This window comes from Streptomyces sp. R35, assembly GCF_041053035.1.
Classification (GTDB): domain Bacteria; phylum Actinomycetota; class Actinomycetes; order Streptomycetales; family Streptomycetaceae; genus Streptomyces; species Streptomyces lutosisoli.
The window spans coordinates 2,379,834-2,403,779 of record NZ_CP163440.1; the positions used below are offsets into that span (position 1 = coordinate 2,379,834).

Annotated in this window: 21 protein-coding genes; 7 read left to right on the forward strand and 14 right to left on the reverse strand. The window is 70.7% G+C overall.

Translation table 11 applies throughout. The features are described 5' to 3' along the window. Positions 1–9 precede the first annotated feature (9 nt). Positions 10–2,802 (reverse strand): penicillin acylase family protein, encoded by a 2,793-nt coding sequence (locus tag AB5J50_RS11130; protein ID WP_369257127.1) that lies wholly within the window; start codon positions 2,800–2,802, stop codon positions 10–12. A 287-nt stretch (positions 2,803–3,089) separates the two neighbouring features. Here AB5J50_RS11130 and AB5J50_RS11135 point away from each other — a divergent pair, with 287 nt between their 5' ends. Further along, on the forward strand, positions 3,090–3,695 hold the full coding sequence (locus tag AB5J50_RS11135; protein WP_369257129.1) for a hypothetical protein: 606 nt from the start codon (positions 3,090–3,092) through the stop codon (positions 3,693–3,695). Between the two features lie 170 nt (positions 3,696–3,865). Beyond that, complete coding sequence (locus tag AB5J50_RS11140) at positions 3,866–4,594, forward strand: 3-keto-5-aminohexanoate cleavage protein (RefSeq protein WP_369257131.1); 729 nt, start codon at positions 3,866–3,868, stop codon at positions 4,592–4,594. Here AB5J50_RS11140 and AB5J50_RS11145 read toward each other — a convergent pair. Beyond that, positions 4,540–5,274: a hypothetical protein gene (locus AB5J50_RS11145; protein WP_369257133.1), complete on the reverse strand. Its 735-nt coding sequence runs from the start codon at positions 5,272–5,274 to the stop codon at positions 4,540–4,542. The two genes, AB5J50_RS11140 and AB5J50_RS11145, sit on opposite strands and share 55 nt — an antisense overlap. A gap of 151 nt (positions 5,275–5,425) precedes the next feature. Between AB5J50_RS11145 and AB5J50_RS11150 the strand changes: the two genes are divergently transcribed. Continuing rightward, positions 5,426–6,496, forward strand: coding sequence for an RNA ligase (ATP) (locus AB5J50_RS11150; protein WP_369257135.1), 1,071 nt, complete (start codon positions 5,426–5,428; stop codon positions 6,494–6,496). A 27-nt stretch (positions 6,497–6,523) separates the two neighbouring features. Here AB5J50_RS11150 and soxR read toward each other — a convergent pair whose 3' ends face one another. Then, entirely contained in the window at positions 6,524–7,057 is a 534-nt protein-coding gene (soxR, locus tag AB5J50_RS11155; RefSeq protein ID WP_369257137.1) for a redox-sensitive transcriptional activator SoxR, read from the reverse strand. Positions 7,058–7,163: 106 nt separating this feature from the next. Between soxR and AB5J50_RS11160 the strand changes: the two genes are divergently transcribed. Continuing rightward, positions 7,164–7,625, forward strand: coding sequence for a MaoC family dehydratase (locus AB5J50_RS11160; protein WP_327427549.1), 462 nt, complete (start codon positions 7,164–7,166; stop codon positions 7,623–7,625). A gap of 40 nt (positions 7,626–7,665) precedes the next feature. Here the strand turns inward: AB5J50_RS11160 and AB5J50_RS11165 are convergent, their stop codons facing one another. From AB5J50_RS11165 to AB5J50_RS11175, 3 genes are all read right to left on the reverse strand, one after another. Beyond that, positions 7,666–8,292 carry a TetR/AcrR family transcriptional regulator gene (locus tag AB5J50_RS11165; protein ID WP_327427550.1) on the reverse strand — a complete coding sequence of 209 codons (627 nt, stop codon included), beginning with the start codon at positions 8,290–8,292 and terminating at the stop codon, positions 7,666–7,668. Positions 8,293–8,387: 95 nt separating this feature from the next. Beyond that, complete coding sequence (locus tag AB5J50_RS11170) at positions 8,388–8,642, reverse strand: YiaA/YiaB family inner membrane protein (protein WP_369257140.1); 255 nt, start codon at positions 8,640–8,642, stop codon at positions 8,388–8,390. A 114-nt stretch (positions 8,643–8,756) separates the two neighbouring features. Further along, positions 8,757–9,908 carry an acyl-CoA dehydrogenase family protein gene (locus AB5J50_RS11175; RefSeq protein WP_369257142.1) on the reverse strand — a complete coding sequence of 384 codons (1,152 nt, stop codon included), beginning with the start codon at positions 9,906–9,908 and terminating at the stop codon, positions 8,757–8,759. Between the two features lie 154 nt (positions 9,909–10,062). On the opposite strand from AB5J50_RS11175, the gene AB5J50_RS11180 reads away from it, so the two are divergent. From AB5J50_RS11180 to AB5J50_RS11190, 3 genes are all read left to right on the forward strand, one after another. Further along, entirely contained in the window at positions 10,063–10,704 is a 642-nt protein-coding gene (locus AB5J50_RS11180) for a TetR/AcrR family transcriptional regulator (RefSeq protein WP_369257144.1), read from the forward strand. Positions 10,705–11,016: 312 nt separating this feature from the next. After that, positions 11,017–11,730, forward strand: coding sequence for an ArsR/SmtB family transcription factor (locus tag AB5J50_RS11185; RefSeq protein WP_369257146.1), 714 nt, complete (start codon positions 11,017–11,019; stop codon positions 11,728–11,730). Between the two features lie 93 nt (positions 11,731–11,823). Next, the gene (locus AB5J50_RS11190) at positions 11,824–12,822 is read left to right on the forward strand and encodes a DMT family transporter (RefSeq protein ID WP_369257148.1); all 999 of its coding nucleotides are present in this window, start codon (positions 11,824–11,826) and stop codon (positions 12,820–12,822) included. A 23-nt stretch (positions 12,823–12,845) separates the two neighbouring features. Here AB5J50_RS11190 and AB5J50_RS11195 read toward each other — a convergent pair whose 3' ends face one another. The 8 genes from AB5J50_RS11195 to AB5J50_RS11230 form a co-directional block, all read right to left on the reverse strand. After that, positions 12,846–13,979: a Zn-dependent alcohol dehydrogenase gene (locus AB5J50_RS11195; protein WP_369257150.1), complete on the reverse strand. Its 1,134-nt coding sequence runs from the start codon at positions 13,977–13,979 to the stop codon at positions 12,846–12,848. Between the two features lie 17 nt (positions 13,980–13,996). After that, positions 13,997–15,385: an aldehyde dehydrogenase family protein gene (locus tag AB5J50_RS11200; RefSeq protein ID WP_369257152.1), complete on the reverse strand. Its 1,389-nt coding sequence runs from the start codon at positions 15,383–15,385 to the stop codon at positions 13,997–13,999. A gap of 170 nt (positions 15,386–15,555) precedes the next feature. After that, on the reverse strand, positions 15,556–16,899 hold the full coding sequence (locus AB5J50_RS11205) for an ABC transporter ATP-binding protein (RefSeq protein ID WP_369257154.1): 1,344 nt from the start codon (positions 16,897–16,899) through the stop codon (positions 15,556–15,558). 215 nt (positions 16,900–17,114) lie between these two features. Continuing rightward, on the reverse strand, positions 17,115–17,972 hold the full coding sequence (locus AB5J50_RS11210; protein WP_369257156.1) for a class F sortase: 858 nt from the start codon (positions 17,970–17,972) through the stop codon (positions 17,115–17,117). Further along, a complete protein-coding gene (locus AB5J50_RS11215) occupies positions 17,959–18,618 on the reverse strand; it encodes a hypothetical protein (RefSeq protein ID WP_369257158.1) in 660 nt (219 codons plus the stop codon). The genes AB5J50_RS11210 and AB5J50_RS11215 overlap by 14 nt, the downstream gene beginning before the upstream one ends. A gap of 101 nt (positions 18,619–18,719) precedes the next feature. Next, complete coding sequence (locus AB5J50_RS11220) at positions 18,720–19,949, reverse strand: MFS transporter (protein WP_369257160.1); 1,230 nt, start codon at positions 19,947–19,949, stop codon at positions 18,720–18,722. A 149-nt stretch (positions 19,950–20,098) separates the two neighbouring features. Then, positions 20,099–21,514 carry a CitMHS family transporter gene (locus AB5J50_RS11225; protein WP_369257162.1) on the reverse strand — a complete coding sequence of 472 codons (1,416 nt, stop codon included), beginning with the start codon at positions 21,512–21,514 and terminating at the stop codon, positions 20,099–20,101. Between the two features lie 153 nt (positions 21,515–21,667). Beyond that, on the reverse strand, positions 21,668–23,926 hold the full coding sequence (locus AB5J50_RS11230; RefSeq protein WP_369257164.1) for a molybdopterin oxidoreductase family protein: 2,259 nt from the start codon (positions 23,924–23,926) through the stop codon (positions 21,668–21,670). Positions 23,927–23,946 lie beyond the last annotated feature (20 nt).

Consider the following 23,946-nt stretch of genomic DNA (forward strand, 5'->3'; position numbering starts at 1 on the left):
TACCAGTGTCTAACGGTGTGAGGTGTACTCGACCACCTGCTGATACGTCGGCCGGTTCTGCCAGGTGATCTTGCCGTGCTTGATGCCGCCGAGCGTCCGCTGGACGATCGAGTCGGCGCACCACTGGTCACCGGCCGAGCACTGGTCGTCGCCGGGGTAGACGTCTGACGCGGTCTTGCCGGCCGCCTCCTTGAGCGTGCTGATCAGGGCGTCCCGGCAGGCGCTGAGGCTGCCGGAGCCGCAGTACTTCTGCGAGAGTCCGCCCTGTACCGACTCCCCCAGCACCGCCCGGATGTCCTTGTCGACATAGCTCCACCAGCCGTACTGGAAGGAGCTTCCGGCGTGCGAGCCGGTCGGGCCGTGCGCCGCCGACGGCGACTCGTCGATGGGGAGGTTGTTGCTGAGCGCGGTGTACAGGTCGCTGCCGAGCCCCGGCTGGAACTCCGCCTTCACCAGCAGCGGCCACCAGGCGTCCAGGATGCGGATCGCGTCGGCGTTGGCGTACGTGTGCGAACCGGACGAGGTCTCCGTGCGCTTGGCGCCCGCCGTCACCCACGCGGACAGCTTGCTGACCGCCGCCGCGGCCGTGGAGTCCGTGACCGTCGAGCTGTTGACGACCTTCAGCAGGTCCGGCAGCACGTCCTCGGCCCGCAGGTCGGCGAGCGCCGCGTCGGCCATGGCCTTCACCAGCGCCGACCTGGTCACACCGCCCGCGGCGACCAGCTTCTTCACCCGGTCCTCCAGGAGGTTGCCGCGGTGCACCGAGCCGTCACCCCAGGAGGCCGTCGTGTAGTCCTTGGCCTGCTTGTTGTTCCAGGAGATGTAGTAGTCCTGGTCGACGGAGTTGGGGTGGGCCGACGCCGCGGTGTAGGTGGCGGTGTTCGTCGCCGGGTTCCAGCCCTGCCACTCGTACGCCGCCTGCGCCCACACCGGGAACTCGGCGTCGACACCGGTGGCACGCACCGGGTTGTCGCCGCTGTTGTAGTACGCGGTGTGCGTCGAGTCGGCGTAGAACCAGTTGAAGGTGTAGTTGATGTGCTGCACCGCGCTCTGGAAGGTCGCCGGGCTCTTCACGTAGTCCGGGTCGTTGAGCATCTGGAAGCCGATGATCGAGTCGGCCTCGTGCATGAAGGAGGAGCGCAGGGTGGTGTACGCGACCTTCTTGCCGCCGACCGTCGCGCGGTACTCCACCGGGCCGTACTTCGTCCGGTAGACCTGCATCCGGTACGAGCCCGCCGCGGTGCCGTCGGCGGTGGTCGGCTTCCAGGAGTTGGTCTGCTCGATCTTGTCCATGGCCGTGCAGGTGCCGTGGTAGAGGTAGTGGTAGTCGTCCTGGCACAGCTCGACGGCGTACGTGTCGATGATGTCCTGGCCGGAGGTCGTCGCACTCCAGGAGTAGTCCTGGCCGCGGCCGAGTTCGACGTACATGCTCAAGCCCGCGAAGGAGGCGCCGCGGGCGCTGAGGCCCGGGCCCTGGATCTCCTGGAGCATGAGCAGCTGTGGCGCGAAGTAGCCGGTCTGCGGGCCGAAGACGGCGATCGGGTGGCCGCTGGCGGTGTACTTGCCGCTCACCACGAGGGCGTTGGACATACCGCGCTTGGCCGAGGTGAGGGACGTGGTGGCCGCCGTGGTCGAGGCGCTGGTCGCCGTGGAGGTGGCCGCGCTGCCGGTGCGGTCGTAGACCAGCTGCTCCTGGCTCACCGAACCGGCGTCGGGCAGGGCCTCACCCTGCGCGGTGTCCGGCTTGGTCGCGTAGGGGAAACTCTCGCCGTTGTGGAGGGTGAGCGCCGCTTCCGGGTCGTTGCGCTCGCGGAAGGACTCCCAGAGCTTGGTGCCCTCGGTCACGCCGTACTTGGACTGGGCGGCGAGGAGCGAGATGGCGTTGTTGACTTCGCCGCCGCCTCCGGAGCCGAAGAGCGCGCCGATGACGGAGGCCAGCGCGACCAGGTCGGTGAGCTTGAAGTGGTCGATGGTGCCGGCGTTGGTGACGGAGTCCTTGTGGCCGGTCAGGACGTACTCGCCGGGGAAGTAACGGCCGCTGTCGGAGGCGTCGATGTAGGCGTTGATGCCGTCGATGTAGGCATTGGCGTCGGCGAGAGCCTGCGTACCGCGGGCACCGGCATTGGCGGTGGCGTTGTCGATCTGGGCCTGCAGATCGGCTTCGGTGTAGGGCGCGTTGCGCCAGAACTCCTGCTCCAGGCCCTGGTTGGAGGCCGCGCCACCCGCGAAGGTGGTCAGCTGGCCGCGTCCGACGTGCCGGAAGACGTCCATCAGCCACAGCCGGTCCTGGGCCGCGGCGTACCCGGCGCCGTACTCGGTGCCGTAGCGGGTGGTGCCGGTGATGTGCGGGACGCCCGTCTTCTTGTCGCGGACGATCGTCACGTCGCTGCGGCCGCCGGGCTGGGTGGTCGAGGCGACCTGGTCCGAAGCGACCCCGAAGGAGGCGTCGTTGAAGAAGGTGTTGATCTTGGCGTCGGTGAGCGTGGAGTAGCCCGAGGGCAGGTTGCCGTAGGGGGCGAGCTGGTCCTCCGCGTGGTCCGGCTGGGTGCCGAAGGCCTGGTTGAGGAGGATCTGGGCCAGGGTCGCGTTGCCGTTCTCGCCGGGCGGGAGGATGTCGGAACACTGGCCGCCGCAGTAGTCGTTCGCGGCGGCCGCGGTGGAGGTGTCGGCAGCCGCGGCCTGGGTGAGCGGCGACAGAAGACCGGCGATGAGCACGCAGATGGATGCGGCCTTGAGGAACTTGGGGAATCTTCGGGGAGTTCTCAGTCTGTCGAGCGTGGTGCGTGGGATACGCCGAGGCATGGCAGCTCCTACCGACGGGGGTGGGCCGGACGTTACCGCCGGTATCCCCGGGATTGAAGATGAACATGCGTCAGTTTTCGGGATTCATCGCGGTCGGACAGCGCCGTCGACAGGCGGCTGACAGCGGCGGGAGGTAGGCCGGGATGGGCTCGGCGGGTGGCTTATGGCGGTCATCGAAAAATGGATGGAGCCGAATCGCTTGTCGATACGTCTATTCGGCGACGTCCGTACGAATCGACGCCGAAGTGACCGAAGTTCAGGTGCAGGTGTGACGGAGGTGCAGGGCGATGGCCGGTTTCCGGAGTCTGGCGAGACAGGTGCGAGATCCGAGGAGCGATCTGGCACTGCGGCGCTATTCACTGCGCAAGTGCCTTGAGAGGTTCGCCCCTTACGGGCATCGGGCGACCTGGGACCATCTGTGCTCCCGGGCCGGGTTCGGACCCGAGGACCGATCCCCCGATCCAGCGCGGCTCGTGGCCGCACTGGACGAGCTGGAGGAGGCCCGCTCCGTCTGGCTCGCCTACGAGGTCGAGTTCGCGCAGCGTCGCAAGAAGGAAAAGCACGACGGGCTGCGCAGGCCGGGCAGTGTCGACGACTGGCACCGGCTGACCTGGGGCGGCTTCGGGGTCGCGTGGTGCGACGACCCGAGGATCCACCCCCATGAACCACTGGCCGAGGTGCTGCGCAGGCTGATCGCCGCGCTGGAGCGGGAGCCGGGCTCGGTCTGTCCGGTGTGCTCCGGGGAGCGCCTCATCTGGAAGTACGACCTGGCCCATGAACCGTCTTCGGGCCCGGTGTGCACGAGCTGCGGAATTGTCGTCCCGCGGCCCGTTCTGACGCCCGAAGCGCTGGCGGAGTGCAGGCGCGGACAGTTGCTTCTGGCCTCTGCGTGAGCGCTCCGCCGGGTTGAGCGGCGCTGGGTGCTGAGCAGCGTGGGGTGCTGAGCGGCGTGGGTACGGGAACTGCGGGTGAGCCGTCCGCTGCGGGTTGTTCGTGGCTGGGCGCGCAGTTCCCCGCGCCCCTGACGGGGCGCTTGTCAGTACTGGCTGGCAACATCGACGGCATGGTGCAGGTCTGTTTGAACGGGAGCCGGGGAGCCGGTGACGGTGCTGTTGTGCCGATGTCGCCCGGGGCGATGGCACAGTCCGCGGCCGAGGCTGTCGCGGCCGGGGGCTCGGACATCCATGTCCATCCCAGAACCCCCTGTGGGCAGGACACGTTGTCACCGAAGGCCGTCGCGGCGACGCTCGAAGCGATACGGGCACGGGTCGGCGTTCCGATCGGCGTGACCACCGGCGCGTGGGCCGAGCCGGACCCTGCCGCCCGGGTCGAATACGTCCGTTCCTGGACCGTCCTGCCCGATCACGCCTCGGTCAACTGGCATGAGCCGGGAGCGGAAGAGGTCGCCGCCGCGCTCCTCGACCGCGGGATCGGCGTGGAGGCGGGCATCTGGTCCGGCACGGACGGCGCAGCCCGGTTCGCGGCATCGCCGCTCGGGCCGCGGGTGCTGCGGGTCCTGGCGGAGGTCACGGACACCTCTCCCGAGACGGCCGAGGAGTCGGCCCGCGCCCTGCTCGCCGACCTCGGCATCACCTACGGCCGCCCTGTTCTGCTGCACGGCGAAGAGGGCGGCGCCTGGCCGGTGTTGAGACTCGCGGGACGGCTGGGGCTCGCCATACGCATCGGCTTGGAGGACACGCTCGTACTCCCGGACGGGGAGCGGGCGGTGTCCAACGGTCAGCTGGTGGCGGAGGGGTTGGTCCAGTACGGGTGGGCCCAGCGCTCGTCGTAGGGGAGGGCGAGGAGTTCGGCGCGAAAGGCGAGGTCGGGCTCCCCCTGGGCGCGAAGGCGGTCGGCAGCGTGCCGGGACAGCCAGTACTTGAGCTCGGCGACGGCCTCGTCCTCGCCGTCGGGCCCCCACCAGGAGAAGGGTGAGCAGTCGCTGATCAGGTCGTAGATCCAGTCGTCCACGCACTGCACAAGGTGGGTCTCGGCCGACGGCTGCCGGTGCCATCCGGCGAGGAAGGGGGTCACGGTCCCTGCGATCGTGATGCAGGTCTCGAAGACGTTCTTGACGGGGTACGGCGGTCGCGGTGTCGAGAGGACGTCCTGCCACCAGGCGTGGAGGAACGTCTCGATGGCCCGGGCCTGATCGGCGGGCCAGGAACGCCAGTTCACCCAGATGAGCCCGTGGGCTCCCCGGTACGGTCCGCCGAGACTCCCGTCGGCCATCGCCCGCGCCGCCTGCGGCAGCAGCCGGCGCATCGCCGCGGCATGGTCGTCGAAGTGACCGGGGACCTCGTACACGAACCGCTCCAGCACGTCCAACGGCATGCGTATGTCCGGAGTGCGCAGGAACGCCGTCTCCTCGGGCAGGTGACAGCGCCCGCAACCGACTTCGTCCGGGCTGGCGAAGCCGTGGAAGACCGTGTCGATGTCGGCGAGGGCGGCCTCAAGGGCAGCTGAGGTCATGGGAGTTGATCCCGTCAGGACTCCGTGCCGTCCGTCGTCGCCACCGGCCGAAGATCCCGACGCTACCAGCCGCTAATCCGCTCGCTCCACCCCATTCCCGTAAGGACAGTTGGGGACGATGAAACCCAGCTGAGGAACCCTAGGAGTGCCGATGTCGACGCTGCGCGTCACCGCCGAAGTGCTGACCATCCACGAGCATCCGAACGCCGACGCGCTCGAACTGGCCCAGGTGGGCCTGTACCGGGCCGTCGTCGCCAAGGGCGCCTACCGCACCGGCGAGCGGGCTGTCTACATCCCGGAGCAGTCCGTGCTGCCGGCCGAGCTGATCGAGGAGCTGGGTCTGACCGGACGGCTGGCGGGGAGCACGTCGGACCGGGTCAGGGCCGTACGGCTGCGCGGTGAGCTGTCGCAGGGAATCGTGTGCCGCCCGAAGGCGTTGGCGGACGTCGATCTGGCGCGGGCCGCCGAGGACGGCACGGACTTCGCCGACGTGCTCGGCATCGTCAAGTGGGTGCCGCCGATCCCGCCCACGATGAGCGGCGAGGTCGAGTCCGCGCCCGATCTGCTGCCCTGGGTCGACATCGAGAACATCCAGCGCTACCCGGACATCTTCACCCCCGGCGAGCCCGTCGTCCTGACCGAGAAGCTGCACGGCTCGGCCTGTCTGCTGACGTACGTCGCCGACGAGGGCGGCCGCGTGCACGTCTCGTCGAAGGGCTTCGGCGCCAAGTCCCTCGCGCTGAAGGAGGACCCGCGCAATCTGTACTGGCGGGCCGTCCACGGCCACGGGGTCGCGAAGGCCGCGGCCCGGCTCGCCGAGCGGCTGGGCGCCCGCCGGGTCGGGATCTTCGGCGAGGTGTACGGAGCGGGCGTACAGGACCTGTCGTACGGCGCCGACGGCCGCCGCCAGACGCTCGGTTACGCCGTGTTCGACGTGTCCGCGGAGATCGACGGCGAGGTCCGATGGCTGGACCCGGCAGCGCTGCTGGAGGGCGAACTCCCGCTGGTGCCACGGCTGTACGAGGGCCCGTACGACATCGAGCGCGTCCTGGAGGTCGCCTCGGGCCGGGAGACCGTCTCCGGGCGCGAGCTGCATCTGCGCGAGGGTGTCGTCATCCGCCCGGCAACCGAGCGGTACAGCCCGGTGACGGGCGGCCGGGCGATAGCCAAGGCGGTCAGCCCGGCGTATCTGACGCGGAAGGGCGGCACGGAGTACGAGTAGTGGGGCGTACGGAGCCCGGGGCGCCGTTCAGCGGCAGTCCTCGGGCTCCTTCTGGCCGGCGGCGGGACCGGCGGCGTCGGTCCCGCCGGTCCCGCCGGTGGAGCGCGTGCGTTCCACCATGAGCCGGGAGCCGGTCAGGCGTTCGCCGAAGGCGTCGTCCGGGTTGGACAGGACACAGTTCTCCAGGGACAGACACCCGCAGCCGATGCAGTCGGTCAGGTGATCCCGCAGCCTGCCCAACTGCTTGATGCGCTCGTCGAGTTCGGAACGCCAGGCCTCCGAGAGGCGGGCCCAGTCCTCGCGCGTCGGGGTGCGCTCCTCGGGGAGTTCGGCGAGGGCCTCGCGGATGGTGGCGAGCGGGATGCCGACGCGTTGCGCGGCACGGACGAAGGCGACACGGCGCAGTGCGTCGCGGTGGTAGCGGCGCTGGTTTCCCGTGGTGCGGCGGCTGCTGATGAGGCCCTTGGACTCGTAGAAGTGCAGGGCGGAGACGGCGGCGCCGCTGCGGGCCGACAGCTGGCCGACGGTCAGCTCGTGGATCTTCTCAGGGATCTGGGGCACCCCTCCAACCCTACCTACTTCGTCACACGCCCGGTCCGTTGACATGCGCTCCGCGTCCGACCATGCTAAGCAGTCGCTTAGACATGGAGATGTGGGAGGCCAGGACATGGCAGAGCCGAGGACGTTCGCGACGGTCGACGAGCTGCGCAGCGCCGTGGGCGAGCAGTTGGGGTACACCGACTGGGTCGAGATCGAGCAGAAGCGGATCGACCTCTTCGCCGAGGCGACCGGCGATCACCAGTGGATCCACGTGGACCCCGAGAAGGCCGCGGCGGGCCCCTTCGGCACGACGATCGCGCACGGCTATCTCACCCTGTCGCTGCTCCCGCTCTTCGGCCCGCAGCTGATCAAGGTCGAGGGCGTGAAGATGGGCGTCAACTACGGGACGAACAAGGTCCGCTTCCCCGCCCCCGTGCCGGTCGGCTCGCGGCTGCGCGCCACCGCGCAGATCACGGGCGTCGACGACGTACCCGGCGGCGTACAGGTGTCCGTGGCCTTCACCGTGGAGCGCGAGGGCGGCGACAAGCCGGTGTGCGTCGCGGAGTCGGTGTCGCGGTACTACCTCTGAACGAGGCCCGGCCCGGGCCCCCGCTCGCACCCGGTCGGGACTACTGCTTGGCCCCGACCATCCGCAGCACGAGGTCGGCGTAGAGCGCGCCGACCTCGTCGGGGGTGCGGGGGCCATCGACGTTGAACCAGCGGGCGACGTCGATGCACAGCGACAGCACGGCGAGGGTGGTGCCCGGCACGTCCGGCACGTCGAAGTCGCCCGCCGCCACGCCGTCCTGGATGATCCCGCGCACCTCGGCGTCGACCTGGCGGCGCAGGGCGATGATCTCGGCGCGGGCGTCCGGGCCGAGCGAGTCCAGTTCGTACTGCACGACGCGTGCGGTGGTGCGCCCGCCGGCGTGCCAGCGGACGAAGGAGCTCACGGCGTCGGCAAGGCGCTCGGTCGGGCTGCCTTCCCCCTGGGCGGCCGTCTGGAGGATTTCCAGTGCCTTTTCGTGACCGATCCTGCTGATCCGGTGAAGCAGCTCTTCCTTGGTCTTGTAGTGGATGTAGAGCGCGGCCGGGCTCATGCCCGCGCGGCCCGCGATGTCCCGGGTCGTCGTCGCGTGGTATCCGCGCTCGGCGAAGGCCTCCACGGCGGCGACGAGCAGCCGCCGTGCCGCGTCCGGGGTGACCTCGGCCCACGGCTGCATATCGCCGCCGGCCGTCTCCTCCGCCGTACTCATCGCTGTTCGCCCCTTCTCCACTGCCAGGGTGAACACCATACCCCCGAACCTGAGCGGGCGCTTAGCGTGCCCGCTCAGCACGGCTCGAATCTCGCTCAGAGCTTCTCGAAGGGGTCGTACACCCGCCCGCCGGGCCGATGCGCGTCCTGACGGTCGCGGATCACCTTGGCCAGCGTGAAGGACGACGTCACCAAGTAGAGGACGGCGATGGCCAGAAAGGCTCGCACCCAGGCGTCCGCCTGCAGTTTGAAGATGCCGAGGGCGGTCGCGGCCATGGCGACCGAGAAAGAGGCCACGGCCTGACCGTAGAAGGCGGCCGTGTTCTGCTGCTTGACCGGTGTCTCACTCATGGGACAAGGGTCGGCGGATGTGGCCGCGGCCACATCCGCCGAAATACTCAGGGACGTACTCAGTCACGCAGTCACGCAGTCACGCAGTCACGCAGCGACTCGGCACGAGGTACCTCAGAACGCCGAAACCCCCGTCAGCGCCCGCCCTATGACCAGCTTCTGGATCTGACTGGTGCCCTCATAGAGGGTCATCACGCGGGCGTCGCGCAGCAGCTTCCCCGCCGGGTATTCGTCGATGTAGCCGTAGCCGCCGAAGACCTGGAGGGCGTTGTTCGCGGCGCGCACGGCGGCCTCGGAGGCGAAGAGCTTGGCCTTCGAGGACTCCGTGGTGAACGGCAGCCCCCGGTCGATGAGATCGGCGACCCGCCAGGTCAGCAGCCGCGCCGCGTCCACGTCGACCGCGATGTCACTGATCAGTTCCTGTACGAGCTGGTGGTGCGCGATGGTCTTCCCGAACTGCTCGCGCTGGGTCGCGTACGTCACCGCCGCGTCCAGTGCCGCCTGGGCGATGCCGACGCAGCCCGCGGCCACGGACATCCGCCCCTTGGCGAGCGCGGACATGGCTACGCCGAACCCCTTGCCCTCGGGCGCCATCATGGCGCTCGCGGGCACCCGTACATCCTCGAACACCAGCTCGGCAGTGGCTTGTCCGCGCAGACCGAGCTTGCCGTGGATGGTGCGACGGGACAGCCCCGGGGTGTCCGTCGGGACGAGGAAGGCGGAGACGCCCTTGTGGCCCGGCGCGTCGGTCGACCGGGCGAAGAGCAGCACGACATCGGCCCAGGTGCCGTTCGTGATGAACATCTTGGTGCCGTTGATGACGTAGTCGTCGCCGTCGCGCACGGCCTTGGTCGACAGTTGGCCCGCGTCCGAGCCGGTGCCGGGTTCGGTGAGCCCGAAGCAGCCGACATGCTCGCCGGAGGTCAGCCCCGGCAGCCACCGGCGCTTCTGCTCCTCGCTCCCCCAGTACGCGATCGACTTGGCGACCAGCCCCAGCGAGACGGAGACGATCCCGCGCACGGAGGAGTCGCCGCGGCCCAGTTCCTCCGTGACCAGGCAGTACGCGAGGTGGTCGCCGCCGCTGCCGCCGTACTCCTCGTCGACGGTGAGCCCGAGGAAGCCGACCTCTCCGAGCTTCTTCACGATGGACCGGTCGACTTCCTCGGCGCGGTCCCACTCGATGACATGGGGGGCGATCTCGCGGGCCACGAAGTCCTTGGCGAGCTGCCGGACGGCGGTCTGCTCCTCGCTGAGCTCCAGGTTCATGCCGAGTCACCCCACAGATAGACGGACTGCGGCTTTCGAAGCCGTACACAGGGAAGGCCGTACAGGGAAGGCCCTACGAGGAAAGCTGCGCATGGAAAGCCGTACATTTAAATTAGCACTGCTAGTTTCTGTATGCAGCCCTACTATGTGCGCCATGGCCCGACCGCGCAAGCCCCTCCTCAGCACCGACCGCATCGTCGAGACGGCACGGGCACTGGTGGACGCCGAGGGCCTGCCGGCCGTCTCGACGCGTCGGCTCGCGGCCGAGCTGGGGGTGAGCGGGCCGTCCCTCTACAACCACTTCCGCACCAAGGACCAGATCCTGGAGGCGGTGGCGGACTCGGTCAGCGCGCAGGTCGATCTGTCGATGTTCGAGGACGGCCGCGAGTGGCGTACCGCCCTGCACGACTGGGCCGTCTCCTACCGGGCGGCCCTGCGCGACCACCCGAACATCGTCCCTGTCCTCGCCCGCGGGCCCGGGCGGCGGCCGGCGGGGCTCCGGCTCGCCGACGCGGTGTTCGGCGCGATGGTCGATGCGGGGTGGCCGGCGGCCCAGGCCACGTCGATCGGTGCGCTGATGCGGTACTTCATCATGGGCTCGGCGCTCGGTTCGTTCGCCGGGGGGTTCGTGGACGACGAGAGCGCGTACGATCCGGCCGACTATCCCCACCTCGGGCAGGCCCATCTCCTTGCCGAGCAGCAGGAGAAGATCGACGAGCGGGCCTTTGAGACGGGGCTCAGTGCGTTGCTGGACGGCTTGGCCGTGCAGTACGCGCAGGTGACACGGGGGGACTGAGGGCTTCTTTCGCCCCCGCCGCCCCTACCCGTCCCATCCCTGGGGGCTGCGCCCCCAGACCCCCGCCCACCCGCAGCCGACGAACCAGGGGCGGGCGGGGGGATCGCGGGGCGAAGCCCCGCGCCTTCAGGGGCGCGGGGCTGTGACATTTGCGGCTCCGCCGCGGGGCGCGACCAGCCCCCATCCACCCGCACCCGACACACAACCGAACGGGGTCGAAGGGGCAGAGCCCCTGGGGATGGGACGGGTAGGGGCGGCGAGGGCGAGAACCGTTCGGTGCGTGCCGAAGCGTTCGTGTCGCATGCTGAGGACATGACGAGGCCGAAGGATCCGGTGGGACCAGGACTGGCGGCATTGGCCGGGCTGATGGCGGACGAGACGCGGGCCGGGTTTCTGCTGGTGTTGCTCGACGGGCGGGCCTGGACCGCCGGGGAACTCGCCCGGCACGCCGGAGTCGCACCGTCCACCGCAAGCGAACACCTCGGCAAACTCGTCGCAGGCGGACTGCTCAGCGAGGAACGTCAAGGACGCCACCGCTACGTACGCCTCGCGGACGCCCGCGTCGCCCAGCTCGTCGAAGACCTCGCCGCCCACGCCAGACCGAACACGGCCGAACCCCCGCGCACCCTCCGGGAGTCCAGCGCCGGATCGGCGATGGCCCGTGGCCGCACCTGTTACGACCACCTCGCCGGACGCCTCGGCATCGCCCTCACCGACGCCCTGACCGACCGGGGTCTGCTCCGCCAGGACACCGGATTCGCCCTCACGGACGCCGGACTGAGGTGGTTCGACAGCGCGGGAATCGGCCTCGACCGTACCGGCCGCCGCCCCCTCACCCGCGCCTGCCTCGACTGGACCGAACGCCGCCCCCACCTTGCGGGCACCGCCGGCGCGGCGCTGTGCCGGCACGCCCTGGACGCGCGCTGGTGCGTACGCATCGGCTCGGAGCGGGCCGTCAAGGTCACCCCCGAGGGCGAACGCGCCTTCGCGGAACTGCTCGGCATCGAGGCGACGGCGCTCCGCTGATCGACTGATCGACCCGGACTTCGGCCCCACCCACCACCACGGCGTCCTAAATCCGCCAGCGCCCGCCCCGCGCCCCCACCTAGCCTCAGGAGCATGATGAACACGCCCCGCCCCACGTCACCGACCCGTCGAGCGCAGCTGCTCGCCGCGGGCGCGGCGACCGTCACCGTCGTGCTGTGGGCCTCCGCCTTCGTGTCGATCCGGAGCGCGGGTGCCGCGTACGCGCCGGGTGCGCTGGCACTGGGGCGGCTGCTGACGGGAGCCGTCGCGCTCGGGGCCGTGTGCCTCGTACGGAGAGAGGGGTGGCCGCCGCGCGCGGCCTGGCGCGGGATCGCCATATCCGGGCTGCTGTGGTTCGGCTTCTACATGGTCGTCCTCAACTGGGGCGAGCAGCAGGTGGACGCCGGCACGGCGGCGCTGGTGGTGAACACCGGTCCGATCCTCATCGCCCTGCTCGGCTCCCGACTGCTCGGTGACGCGATGCCGCCGCGGCTGCTGGCGGGCATGGCGGTGTCGTTCGCCGGGGCCGTCGCGGTGGGCCTTTCGATGTCCGGCGACGGCGGCTCCTCGGTCCTCGGGGTCGTCCTGTGCCTGCTCGCCGCCGTGGGCTACGCGGCCGGAGTCGTCGCACAGAAGCCGGCGCTCGGCCGGGCGAGCGCGCTCCAGGTGACGACGTTCGGCTGTATGGCCGGGGCGGTCGTGTGTCTGCCCTTCGCCGGGCAGCTCGTCCAGGACGCGGCCGAGGCGCCCGTCTCCGCCACCCTCAACATGCTCTACCTCGGTCTCTTCCCGACCGCGCTGGCTTTCACGACCTGGGCCTACGCCCTCGCCCGCACCACCGCGAGCCGCATGGGCGCGACCACGTACGCGGTGCCCGCCCTGGTGGTGCTGATGTCCTGGCTGTTCCTCGACGAGGTGCCGGGGCTGCTCACCCTGGCGGGCGGGGCGCTGTGCCTGGCGGGTGTGGCGGTGTCCCGCTCCCGTCCCCGCGTCGGCACGGGTTCCAGCATCGCGGGTTCCGGCAACGGGAAGGCCGCGGCCCCGGTGCGCACTCCGGAGCCGCAACCCGAGCCCGAGCCAGAACAGGCCTGATTCAATGGGCTGTTGCCCCTGCTTCAGCTCTCGTGGGCCGCGGCCGGGGTCCCTGGTGGACGCGGACCAGCGGACTGGAAGACGACCAGAGCGCGCCCGCCCTTGCCCGCGATCATGTTCTCGAAGGCCGCCGGGATGCCGTCGAGGGCGATCCGGTCGGTGACCAGGCCGCCGAGGTCGAGGCGGCCGGCGCGGATGTGCTCGGCCAGTACCGGAAGGTCCCGCGCCGGGTCGGAGTTGCCGTACACGCAGCCCGAGAGCGTCCGCCCCCAGTGGAAGATCTCCAGCGCGTTGAAGGTGACCTGCTGGTCCTTGCCGCCGATGCCGACGACCGTCGTGCGGCCGCCGCGCCGGGTGGAGTCCCAGGCGGTGCGGATGGTCACGGCGCGGCCCACGCACTCGACGGCGACGTCGACGCCCTGCTTGCCGGTGAGGGCGCGGATCTCGCGTGCGGTGGTGTCGGAGGCGACGACGTAGTCGGTCGCGCCGGCGCCGCGCGCGAGCGATTCCTTCTCGGGTGAGACGTCGACCGCGACGATCTTCGAGGCACCCGCGATCCGGGCGGCCTGGAGAGCCGCGAGTCCGACCCCGCCGACTCCGAACACCGCTACGGTCTCGCCGGGTTGGACCTTCGCCGAGTGATGGACCGCGCCGTATCCGGTCAGGACCGCGCAGCCGAGCAGCGCGGCGTCGGCGAGGGGTACGCCGTCCGGTACGGGGAGGACGCATCCGGCGGCCACGACGGTCTCCTCGGCGAACGCGGCGACGTTCAGGCCGGGGTGGAGGTCGCTCCCATCGGAGGCGCGGTGTGCGTACACGTTCGCCGCGCCGGTCAGCGCGTTGGCGCACAGCCAGACCTCGCCGAGCGAGCAGGCATGGCAACTGCCACAAGAGGGAGCCCAGTTGAGGACGACACCGTCACCGGGCGCGACATGCGTGACGCCCTCGCCGACGGCTACGACGGTGCCCGCGCCCTCGTGTCCGAGGACGGCGGGAACAGGCACCCGCATGGTGCCGTCGGAGAGGGAAAGGTCGGAGTGGCAGACACCCGCGGCGGCCAGTCGGACCCGGACCTGGCCGGGGCCCGTCTCCGGCAGGTCGATCTCGGCGATCTCCAACGGAGCGCCCACGGCGGGAAGTACTGCGGCGCGAACCACGTGCATGCTCCTAGGTCCTAGAACTGGAGGGACTTGGTCTGAAGGTACTCGGACAGCCCGTGCGCACCCAGCTCGCGCCCCACACCCGACTGCTTGTAACCCCCGAACGGGGCAAGGGGGTTGAAACGTCCGCCGTTGATGTCGACCTGCCCGGTGTCGAGCCGTCGCGCGAAGGCGACCGCCTCGGTCTCGTCGCCCGCCCACACAGCGCCCGCCAGCCCGTATACCGTGCCGTTGGCGATCCGCAGGGCGTCCGCCTCGTCCTCGTACCGGATGATCGACAACACCGGCCCGAAGATCTCTTCCTGAGCGATCGTCATCTCCGGTGTGACGTCGGAGAAGACGGTCGGGCTGACGAAGTACCCCTGCTCGCGGGGTGATTCGGGGCCGCCGACGACGAGCCGGGCGCCCTCTGTGACGCCCTTGTCGATGTAACTCCGCACCCGGGCCTGCTGCTTGGCGTTGACGACCGGGCCGATGCGGTCGCCGTACTTCTCCGCGGCGGCCGCGGCCAGCTCGACCGCCTCGTCGTACTGCGCGGTGTGCACCAGCATGCGTGTCCAGGCGCTGCACGTCTGGCCGGAGTTGGACATCACATTGGCGACGCCGACGCCCACGGCCTTGGCGAGGTCGGCGCTCGGCAGGATGACGTTGGCGGACTTGCCGCCGAGTTCCAGGGCGACCCGCTTGACCGCGGCGCCCGCGGTCGCGCCGATGCGCTTGCCCACCGCCGTGGAGCCGGTGAAGGAGACCAGGTCCACGTCCGGGTGTTCGGCGAGGGCCTGGCCGGCGACCGGGCCGAGGCCGGTGACGAGGTTGAAGACACCGGCCGGGATGCCTGCCTCGGCCACCGTCTCGGCGAAGAGCTGGGCGGTGAGGGGGGTGTCCTCGGCAGGCTTCAGCACCACCGTGCAGCCCGCCGCGAGCGCCGGGGCGACCTTGGCGACGATCTGGTGCAGCGGGTAGTTCCAGGGCGTGATCGCGCCGACGACCCCGACGGGCTCCTGGTAGACGGTCGAGTTGCCGACCTTCTCCTCGAAGGCGTACGTCGCCGCCAGTTCGGCGTACGAGCCGGCGACCGCGATCGGCACGCCCGCGTGCACGGCCTGCGAGAACGGCAGCGGGGAGCCGAGTTCGGCCGTGACGGTCTCGGCGATCTCGTCCTTGCGGGCCACGAGGATGTCCCGGAGGGCGGCCAGACGCGCGGCCCGCTCGGCCGGCGGGGTCGCTGCCCAGGCCGGGAAGGCGGCACGTGCGGCCCGTACGGCGGCATCGACGTCCTCCGCGGTGCCCGCCGGAACCCGGCCGATCACCTGCTCGTCGACCGGGTTCACGACCTCGATCGTGTCCGTACCGGCGGCGGGGCGCCAGGCCCCGTCGATGTACATGCCGTCATGTGCCTTCATCGTGTTCCTCCCGGGAGGGGCCGCGTCGCCCGCACCCTAAACTAGCGATGATAGTTTTCAGGCGCCAGAGGGATCCGGGGCGCCGGCGGCAAGCAGGGCCGTGACGGTGGCGGTGAGCAGACGGGCGCGGGTGCTGCTGTGCAGGGTCATGAGCGCCTGCCTAGCGGAACTCACTCCTCCAGATCCGGCAGCCGCGCCGGAGCCGGGCAGATGCGTTCACCGTGCTGGTCGAAGACGAACAGGTGGGCGAGGTCGACGAGGAGGGGGACCTGCATGCCGTGGCGGAGTTCGATGTCGGGGGTGGTGCGGACGACGAGGTCACCGGGCAGGCGGCCCTCCGGTGGCGCTGGTTCGGGGTGGTCGGGTTCCGCGTCCGCCGGGTGTTCCAGGACCACGACCGGCCCGGCCCGCAGGACTCCGGTGCGCTCCCGCAGCCGGTCCAGGACGTTGCCCTCGCGGCGCCGTCGCCGGGGCGGACGGGTCGGGCGCGGGGCCTCCAGATCCGGTACGACGGCGGGCTGCGAGCCCGTGTTGAAGTGGACGAGGACCTCGTGCCCCTGGAACTCCACATGCTCGACGAGGCCGCTGATCGCCACCTCGCCCGGCCGGGCGGCGGACGGCTTGGCGAGCCGGACGGCCTCGGAGCGCAGCCCGACGATGACCTCGCGGCCCTGCTGGACCCGCAGCAACTGGTGGTCCAGGGAAAGGGGTTCGGGCAGCCGCAGATACTGCCTGCCGAGGCTGATCGACATGGCTCCGTCGAGCGGCGCCCGGACCAGGCCGCGCAGCAGGTTGATCCGCGGGGTGCCGATGAAGGCGGCGACGAAGACGTTCGCGGGCAGCGCGTAGACCGTGCGGGGCGTGCCCAGTTGCTGGAGGACTCCGCCGCGCAGGACCGCGACACGGTCACCGAGCGACATCGCCTCGGCCTGGTCGTGCGTGACGTACACCGTGGTCGCGCCCAACTCCCTGGTGAGCCGGGATATTTCGGCGCGCAGATGGTTGCGGAGCTTGGCGTCGAGGTTGGACAGCGGCTCGTCCATCAGGAAGGCCGAGGGGTGGCGCGAGATCGCCCGGCCCATGGCGACCCGCTGGCGTTCACCGCCGGAGAGCTGGTGGGGGTAGCGGCCGAGGAGATCCTGGATGCCGAGCATGCGGGCGGTGGCGTCCACGCGCGGGCTGGGGTCCTTGCCGGGCGTCTCGATGCGCAGCGGGAAGCCGATGTTGTCGCGGCTGGTCATGCTCGGATAGAGGGCGAAGTTCTGGAACACCATCGCCATGTCCCGCCCGGACGGCGGCAGATCGTTGGCGTACTCGCCGTCGAGGCGCACCTCGCCCTCGGTGACCTCTTCGAGCCCGGCGATCATTCTCAGCACGGTCGACTTGCCGCAGCCGGAGGGCCCGAGCAGCACGAGGAACTCGCCCGGCCGGATGTCAAGCGACAGCCGCTCCACCACGCGGACGCCGCGGGTGTACGACTTGCTGACGCTGTGCAGAGAGATGGCGCGTGTCATGAAGGGTGCCCCCAGGGGCCTTCCGGGCGCTGGTGCTCCGCGGTCGAACGTCCCGTGCGGGTCGTACGGGACCTATGAGTCACGGAAGTTAACGGACCGCGCACGCCCTGGGGAAGACACGCGGCGGGATCGGACGGTCCGGTTCGACATGGGCGAAAAGCGGACTCTCGGGTTCAGTGCGACAGGAATCCCGATTCTGTCGCCCTTCCGCCCGCTCACGTCGTGCGGGGCCGCCCCCGGGTCTGCGTGAGGTGGGCGAAGACGACGACGTTTCCGGCGTAGCCCGTCTTCGGGTCGTACGCGCCGCCGCAGGTGATCAGACGCAGTTCGGGGCGCCCTCTGTCGCCGTACACCTCCTTGTTGGGGAAGTGCGCCTTCTCGTACATCTTCACGGCGTCCACCGTGTAGACGGCGGTCATGCCGTCGGCGCGCAGGACCTCGACGAGCCTGCCGGGCCGGAGTTGGCTGAGTGGGGCGAAGACGGCGGGTCCCGTGGTGGTGTCGAGGTGGCCGACGGCGACGGCCGTGCCGGACTCGCCCGGCGTCGGCCCGCCCGCGTACCAGCCGACCAGCTTGGGATCGTCGACGGGAGGGGTGGTGAGCCGCCGCTCACGGTCGAGCTTGAGGCCGACGACCGGTGCTTCCAGGCTGAAGTACGGGATGCGGAGCGAGGTCGCCGGGGAGCGCGGGAGCGGCTTGGGCGGGGGCGTGGGCCGGGGCGGCCGGGCGGGCGCGGCGCGGTGGGGCTTCGCACCGCGCGCGTCACCGCCCGCACGGTCGGGCTTCGCGTCGCGTGTGTCACCGCCCGCACGGTCGGGGTTCGCGTCCCGCCCGCCGCCGTCCGCGCGGTCGGGCTTCGCGTCGCGCCCTCCGCCGTCCGCCCCGGCGGGGCCGGAGGACGCCGTGGCGCCTCCGTGGCCCGCGGCCTCGGCGGCGGGCGGCCCGGCGGACTCGTCGCTGCCCGCGCACCGAACGCCGCCCACCACCAGTGTCACCGCGATGACGAGGGTCCGCGTCAGGCGGTAGGCGCGCGTCCGGTACCGGGGCCTGCGGGAGGCGCTACGCGGCACCATCGGGGCGGCGGCGCAGCCGCAGGTAAACGACTCCCCCGGCCATCACAAGGCCCGCGGCCGCCGCGCCGACGACCGGCGAGAAGTCCTGGATGTGGGCGAGACCGCCACCGCCCGCGTGGGGTCCGCCGTTCGGCCCGCCCGGACCACCACCCGGGCCGCCGGGACCGCCCCCGGGCGGAGTCGACGTCGGAGTCGGAGTGGGCGTCGGGCTCGCGGGAGCGCAGTCGACCTTGAAGACCTTCTGCTTGCCCGCACCGTTCTCGCCGTCGAAATTCCAGGTGAGCTTGTACTGACCGTCGGGCAGCGAGAAGAGGCCCTTGGTCCGGCCGTCGCCGGACGCCGGGATGGTCAGACCGCCCGCGAGCGTGGCGCCGCCGTCCACATGGGGCTGGGTCTCGATGGACCAGGTGATCTTCTGCGCCCCGTCGAAGTTGAACCCGTCGAGGTAGAACTGGCAGACCTTCGGATCGTTTCTCTGATCGTTGTCCGGCGTGTTCGAGTCATGAACCTTGACGTCGCCGTTGTCACCGGGAGCGGCGACGGCGGCAGGGGCCCCGAGCAGGGTGGTGCCCGCGACAGCGAGGGCTACGAGGGCGGAAGCTCGCCGGCGGGTGCCGGGCCGGCACGGAAGGGACGAGGTGGACATGGGAATTCCTCCGAGTCGGATGATCATCATACAAATCACGATTTCATCTGACTCTCTTTCACATCCGCCCCGGCAAAGGCGGCAACAGCGCCCCACGCCCCTCAGATATCGCTCTTCCGGCGCAACCGCACCCGAGGCCGCGCCCCCTCGTCCGGCACCCGGGCAGGCCTCCCCGGAGAGCGCAGCGCCGTCGCCGACGACACCAGCAGCAGCGCGCCGAGCATCACGAACGGCGCCGCCACACCGGCGACTCCGGCGACCAGACCCGCGGTGGCGGGGGCGGCGACCTGGCCGAGCCGGTTGCCGGTCAGGCGCAGGGCGAGGGCCGTGGAGCGAGCGCCGTCGGGAGCCGCCTGGACGACCGTCGTCATGGACAGCGGCTGACCGACCCCGAGACAGAAGCCGAGGACGACAAGCATCAGGGCCAACGCCCACACCGGTACCGGCAGTGCGATACCCGCACACAGCACCGCCCCCACCAGGCACGTCACGGTGAGCAGTGCGGTCCGCCCGAGCCAGCTCAGCAGCGGCGTCAGCACCAGCCGGCAGGCGATGCTCGCCGCCGCGCGCACACTGAGCAGCAGACCGACCACCGACGGCGCGATGTCCCGGTGTTCGCCGACCACCGGCAGATACGCGGTGAGAACGTCCGTCGCGGACAGCACGGCGAGACTGATGAAGATGCCCGCGGGCACGCCCCTGGCGCGCAGGATCCGCCCGACGGGAACGCGTTCACCTTGTGCGGTACGGGACTTCACGGCGGTACGGTCCTCGATGCGCCACAGCGACGTGAACGAGACCGCGGCGACCGCGCCCGCCACCAGCAGCGCCAGCGCGCTGCTGCCCGCCATGTCGGGACCGCCGATCAGGAGGCCCGCGGCGATCGGGCCGATCAGCTGACCGAGCGAGACGCCGATGGTGAAGTGGCCGAAATTACGGTCCTGTTCGTGCGGGGCGGACTGGCGGGCGACGAGCGACTGCCCGCCGATCACGAAGCAGAGGTGGCCGAGCCCCATCACTCCGCTCCAGGCGGCCATCGCCGCCAACGAGTCCGCCCTGCCGCTCATGGCACAGCCGCCGGCGATGAGCACGACACCGGCGGGCAGCAGGGGCGCGCAGCGGCCGTGGTCGGTGCGGCGGCCCAGCGGCACGGCGGCGAACAGGGGCAGCAGCGCGTACGCCGCCGCGATCACACCGACCGCGCGCTCGTCCGCGCCCAGCGCGAGGGCCCGGTAGGAGACGGCGGGCCGGGCCATCGACACCGCCCCCTGCGTGAAGGTGAAGGCGATGACGAGGCGCAGCAGCCAGCCGCGGGTCTCACCGGGCCGCACAGTGATCCTCCATCCGATGACGGGTGACAGCTGGTGGACAGCAGAGAACAGTGGACAACGGAGAACAGATGACGGCTGACAGATTTCAGGTGTTGAAATCTGTCAGCCGGAATCTGCCGGACGATACCTGTCAGGCGGTATCGGTCAGATCAGATGATGCCGAACAGAATCCCCGCCCCCAGCACCACCAGCGAGGTGAGCGCCGCCCACTTCACCACGAACCTGGTGTGGTCGCCGAACTCCACCTTGGCCATGCCGACCAGGACGTATACGGCCGGGACGAGCGGGCTTGACATGTGCAGCGGCTGGCCGATGAGCGAGGCGCGGGCGATCTCCAGGGACGAGACGCCGTGTGCCTGGCCCGCCTCGGCGAGGACCGGGAGGATGCCGAAGTAGAAGCCGTCGTTCGACATGAAGTACGTGAGCGGAATGCTCAGGACGCCGGTGACGAAGGCCATGTGCGGGCCCATGCCGTCGGGGATGTTGGAGACCAGCCACTTGGCCATGTGGTCGACCATGCCGGTGCCCGTCAGAACCCCGGTGAAGACGGCGGCGGCGAAGACCATGCCGGAGACGTTGAGGACGTTCTCGGCGTGGGCGCCGAGGCGGGCCTTCTGGTCGGGCATGTGCGGGAAGTTGACGGTGAGCGCGAGCGCGGCGCCGAGCAGGAAGAGGACCGGGATCGGCAGCCACTCCATGATCATGGCGGTGAGCAGGGTGACCGTGAGGAGCGCGTTGAACCAGTAGAGCTTGGGACGCAGGGTGGCGCGGTTCGGGTCGAGACCCTGGAAGCCGTCGTCGGCGGAGTCCGCCTCGGGGGCGTCCGCGTCCGTTCCGGAGCCCGAACCGCCCGTACGCGCGGCCTTCTTGTCCGAACCGGTCCCCGAGCCACCCGCGCCGACCAGAACCGTCTCCGCCTCCTGCGGCTCCAGCACCTCGTCCAGCGTCAGCACGCCGAGCCGCTTGCGCTCGCGGCGACCGAGGACGTACGAGAGGGCGAAGACGCCGAGCAGACCGACGGCGAGGGCCGGGATCATCGGCACGAAGATGTCGCTGGCGTCGAGCTTCAGCGCGGTCGCGGCGCGGGCGGTCGGGCCGCCCCACGGCAGGGTGTTCATCACGCCGTTGGCCATCGCGGCGACACCGGTCATGACGACCAGGCTCATCTTCAGGCGCTTGTACAGCGGGTACATCGCCGAAACCGTGATCATGAAGGTGGTCGAGCCGTCGCCGTCGAGGGAGACGATCGCGGCGAGGACCGCCGTGCCGACCACGATCCGCAGCGGATCGGCCTTGCAGAACTTGAGGATCCCCCGGACGATCGGGTCGAAGAGACCGACGTCGATCATCACACCGAAGTAGACGATCGCGAACATCAGCATCGCCGCTGTGGGCGCGAGACTGGTGACGCCGTCGATGACGTAGTCACCGAGCTTGGCGCCCTTTCCGACGAAGACACAGAAGAGTGCCGGAATCAGCACGAGCGCCGCGATCGGCGACATCTTCTTCAGCATGATCAGGACCAGGAAGGTCGCGATCATGGTGAAGCCGAGGATGGTCAGCATGAGTGGATTGCCTAACGTTCGCCCTTGAACTGCCACCAGGGCCGGTGGTGCGATGACGTTAGGTCGGGCTCGCAAGCGTTAACAAGATGTTGACACGAGAGCAATAAGCGCAAAACTCCAGGTCACAGCCTTGTCTCGGCGAGCGATGGCCCTCTAGGGGCATGCCGCCAGCTCCACGGGCACGCCATTGAGGACCGCTGTGCCCGACAGCGGGTCGAGCAGCGAGCCGTCGAGGAGCTGGTTGACGTTGACGCCCGGGTCCAGCGCGGCGTGGCTCATCCGGGTGCCGGGGCGGTCGTGTCCCCAGCCGTGCGGGAGGCTCACCACCCCGCTCCGTACGGCGTCCGTGACCTCCACAGGAGCGGTCACCTCTCCCCCGGCTCCCTTGACGCGTACGGCGGCCCCGTCCGTGAGGCCGAGGCGTGCGGCGTCGTCGGGGTGGATGTGCAGGGTGCACCGGTTGGTGCCGCCGGTGAGCGCGGGCACGTTGTGCATCCAGCTGTTGTTGGAGCGCAGATGGCGGCGGCCGACGAGTACGAGTGCCGCCGGGCGCTCGCGCAGCGCGTCCCGCAGGCGCGGCAGATCGTCGACAATCGGTGCCGGCAGCAGCTCGATCCGCCCGCTGGGTGTCTTCAGCGGCTGCGGCAGGCGGGGCCGCAGCGGTCCGAGGTCGATGCCGTGCGGAGCGGTGAGCAGCTTCGCCAGGCTCAGCCCGTCGGGCCGGACGCCGAAGCCGTCGCCGTACGGGCCGAGGCGCAGCATCATGTCGAGTCGCCGCTCGGCGCCGTTCTCGCCGGTGAGAAGGCCGGCGAGTTCCTTCGGGTCGCGGCCGTGCACCGGTGAGTGTGCGTCGGTGACGGACTTGCCCAGGGTGGTGTCGATGACCATGGCGTCCACGGCGGACGGGTCGGCACCGTGCATGCCGGTCGCGGCGAGGACGAGCCGGGCGAGGATCTCGGTCTCCGCCATGCGGCCCGGCTCCAGCGGGACCGCCGGGCGGTTGTAGCGGACCTGGTTGCGTACGGCGAGGGTGTTGAAGGCGAAGTCGTGGTGGGCGCTCTGCGAGGGCGGGGGCGGCGGCAGGACGACGTCCGCGTGGCGGGAGGTCTCGTTCAGGTAGGGGTCGACGCTGACCATGAAGTCCAGCGAGTCGAGCGCCTTGTCGAGGCGGTCGCCGTCGGGGGCGGAGAGTACGGGGTTGGCGGCGACGGCGATGAGGGCGCGGACCGGGCTGCCCTCCGGCGTGGCGGTGTCGATCTCCTCCGCGAGGGCGGACAGGGGCAGTTCGCCCTTGGCCTCCGGGTGGCGGCTCACCCTGCTGTGCCAGCGGCCGAGCGCGAAGCCGTGGCCGGGTCCGGCGGGGCGGGGTGTCCTGTCGGTGGCCGCCAGCGGGAAGAGGGCGCCGCCGGGCCGGTCGAGGTTGCCGGTGAGAATGTTGAGGACGTCGACGAGCCAGCTGGCGAGGGTACCGTGCGGGACGGTGCAGCTGCCGATGCGGCCGTAGACGGCGGCGGTGGGCGCGGCGGCGAGTTCGCGGGCCAGCGCCCGGATGGTGCCGGCGTCCACGTCGCAGGCCTCGCTCGCGGCCTCGGGGGTGAAGTCCCGTACGGCGTCGGCGAGTTCCTCGACGCCCTGGACGTGCGGGGTGAGGGCGCCGAGGTCGACGAGCTTCTCCTCGAAGAGGACATACGTCATCGCCGCGAGGAGCAGGGCGTCGGTGCCGGGGCGGATCGCCACGTGGCGGTCGGCGAGCTTGGCCGTGCGGGTGCGGCGCGGGTCGATGACCGTCAAAGTGCCGCCGCGCGCCCGCAGGGCCTTGAGCTTGCCGGGGAAGTCGGGGGCGGTGCACAGACTCCCGTTGGATTCCAGGGGGTTGGCGCCGATGAGCAGGAGGTGGTCGGTGTGGTCGAGGTCCGGTACCGGGATCGCGTTGGCGTCGCCGTAGAGCAGTCCGCTCGACACGTGCTTGGGCATCTGGTCGACCGTGGAGGCGGTGAAGAGGCTGTGGGTGCGCAGCGCGGAGAGCAGGACGGGCGGGTAGAGGGCGCCGGCCATGGTGTGCACGTTCGGGTTGCCCAGGACGATGCCGACAGCATGCGGCCCGTACTGCTCGACGACCGGCCGCAGGCCCGCGGCCACCGCGTCGAAGGCCTCCTCCCAGGTGGCTTCGCGCAGCTCGCCGGCCTCGCGTATGAGGGGTGTGCGCAGCCGGTCGGGGTCGCCGTCGACGGCCCCGAAGGAGGCGCCCTTCGGGCAGATGAACCCCTTGCTGAACACATCGTCGCGGTCGCCGCGGGCGCCGGTCACCCGGGTGCCCTCGATGGTGAGCGTGAGCCCGCAGGTCGCCTCGCAGAGGGGGCAGACGCGCAGGGCGGTGCGGGCGTCGGGGGTGGTGCCGGAGGTGCGGGACACGGGTCCTCCCGGAGGGCGGT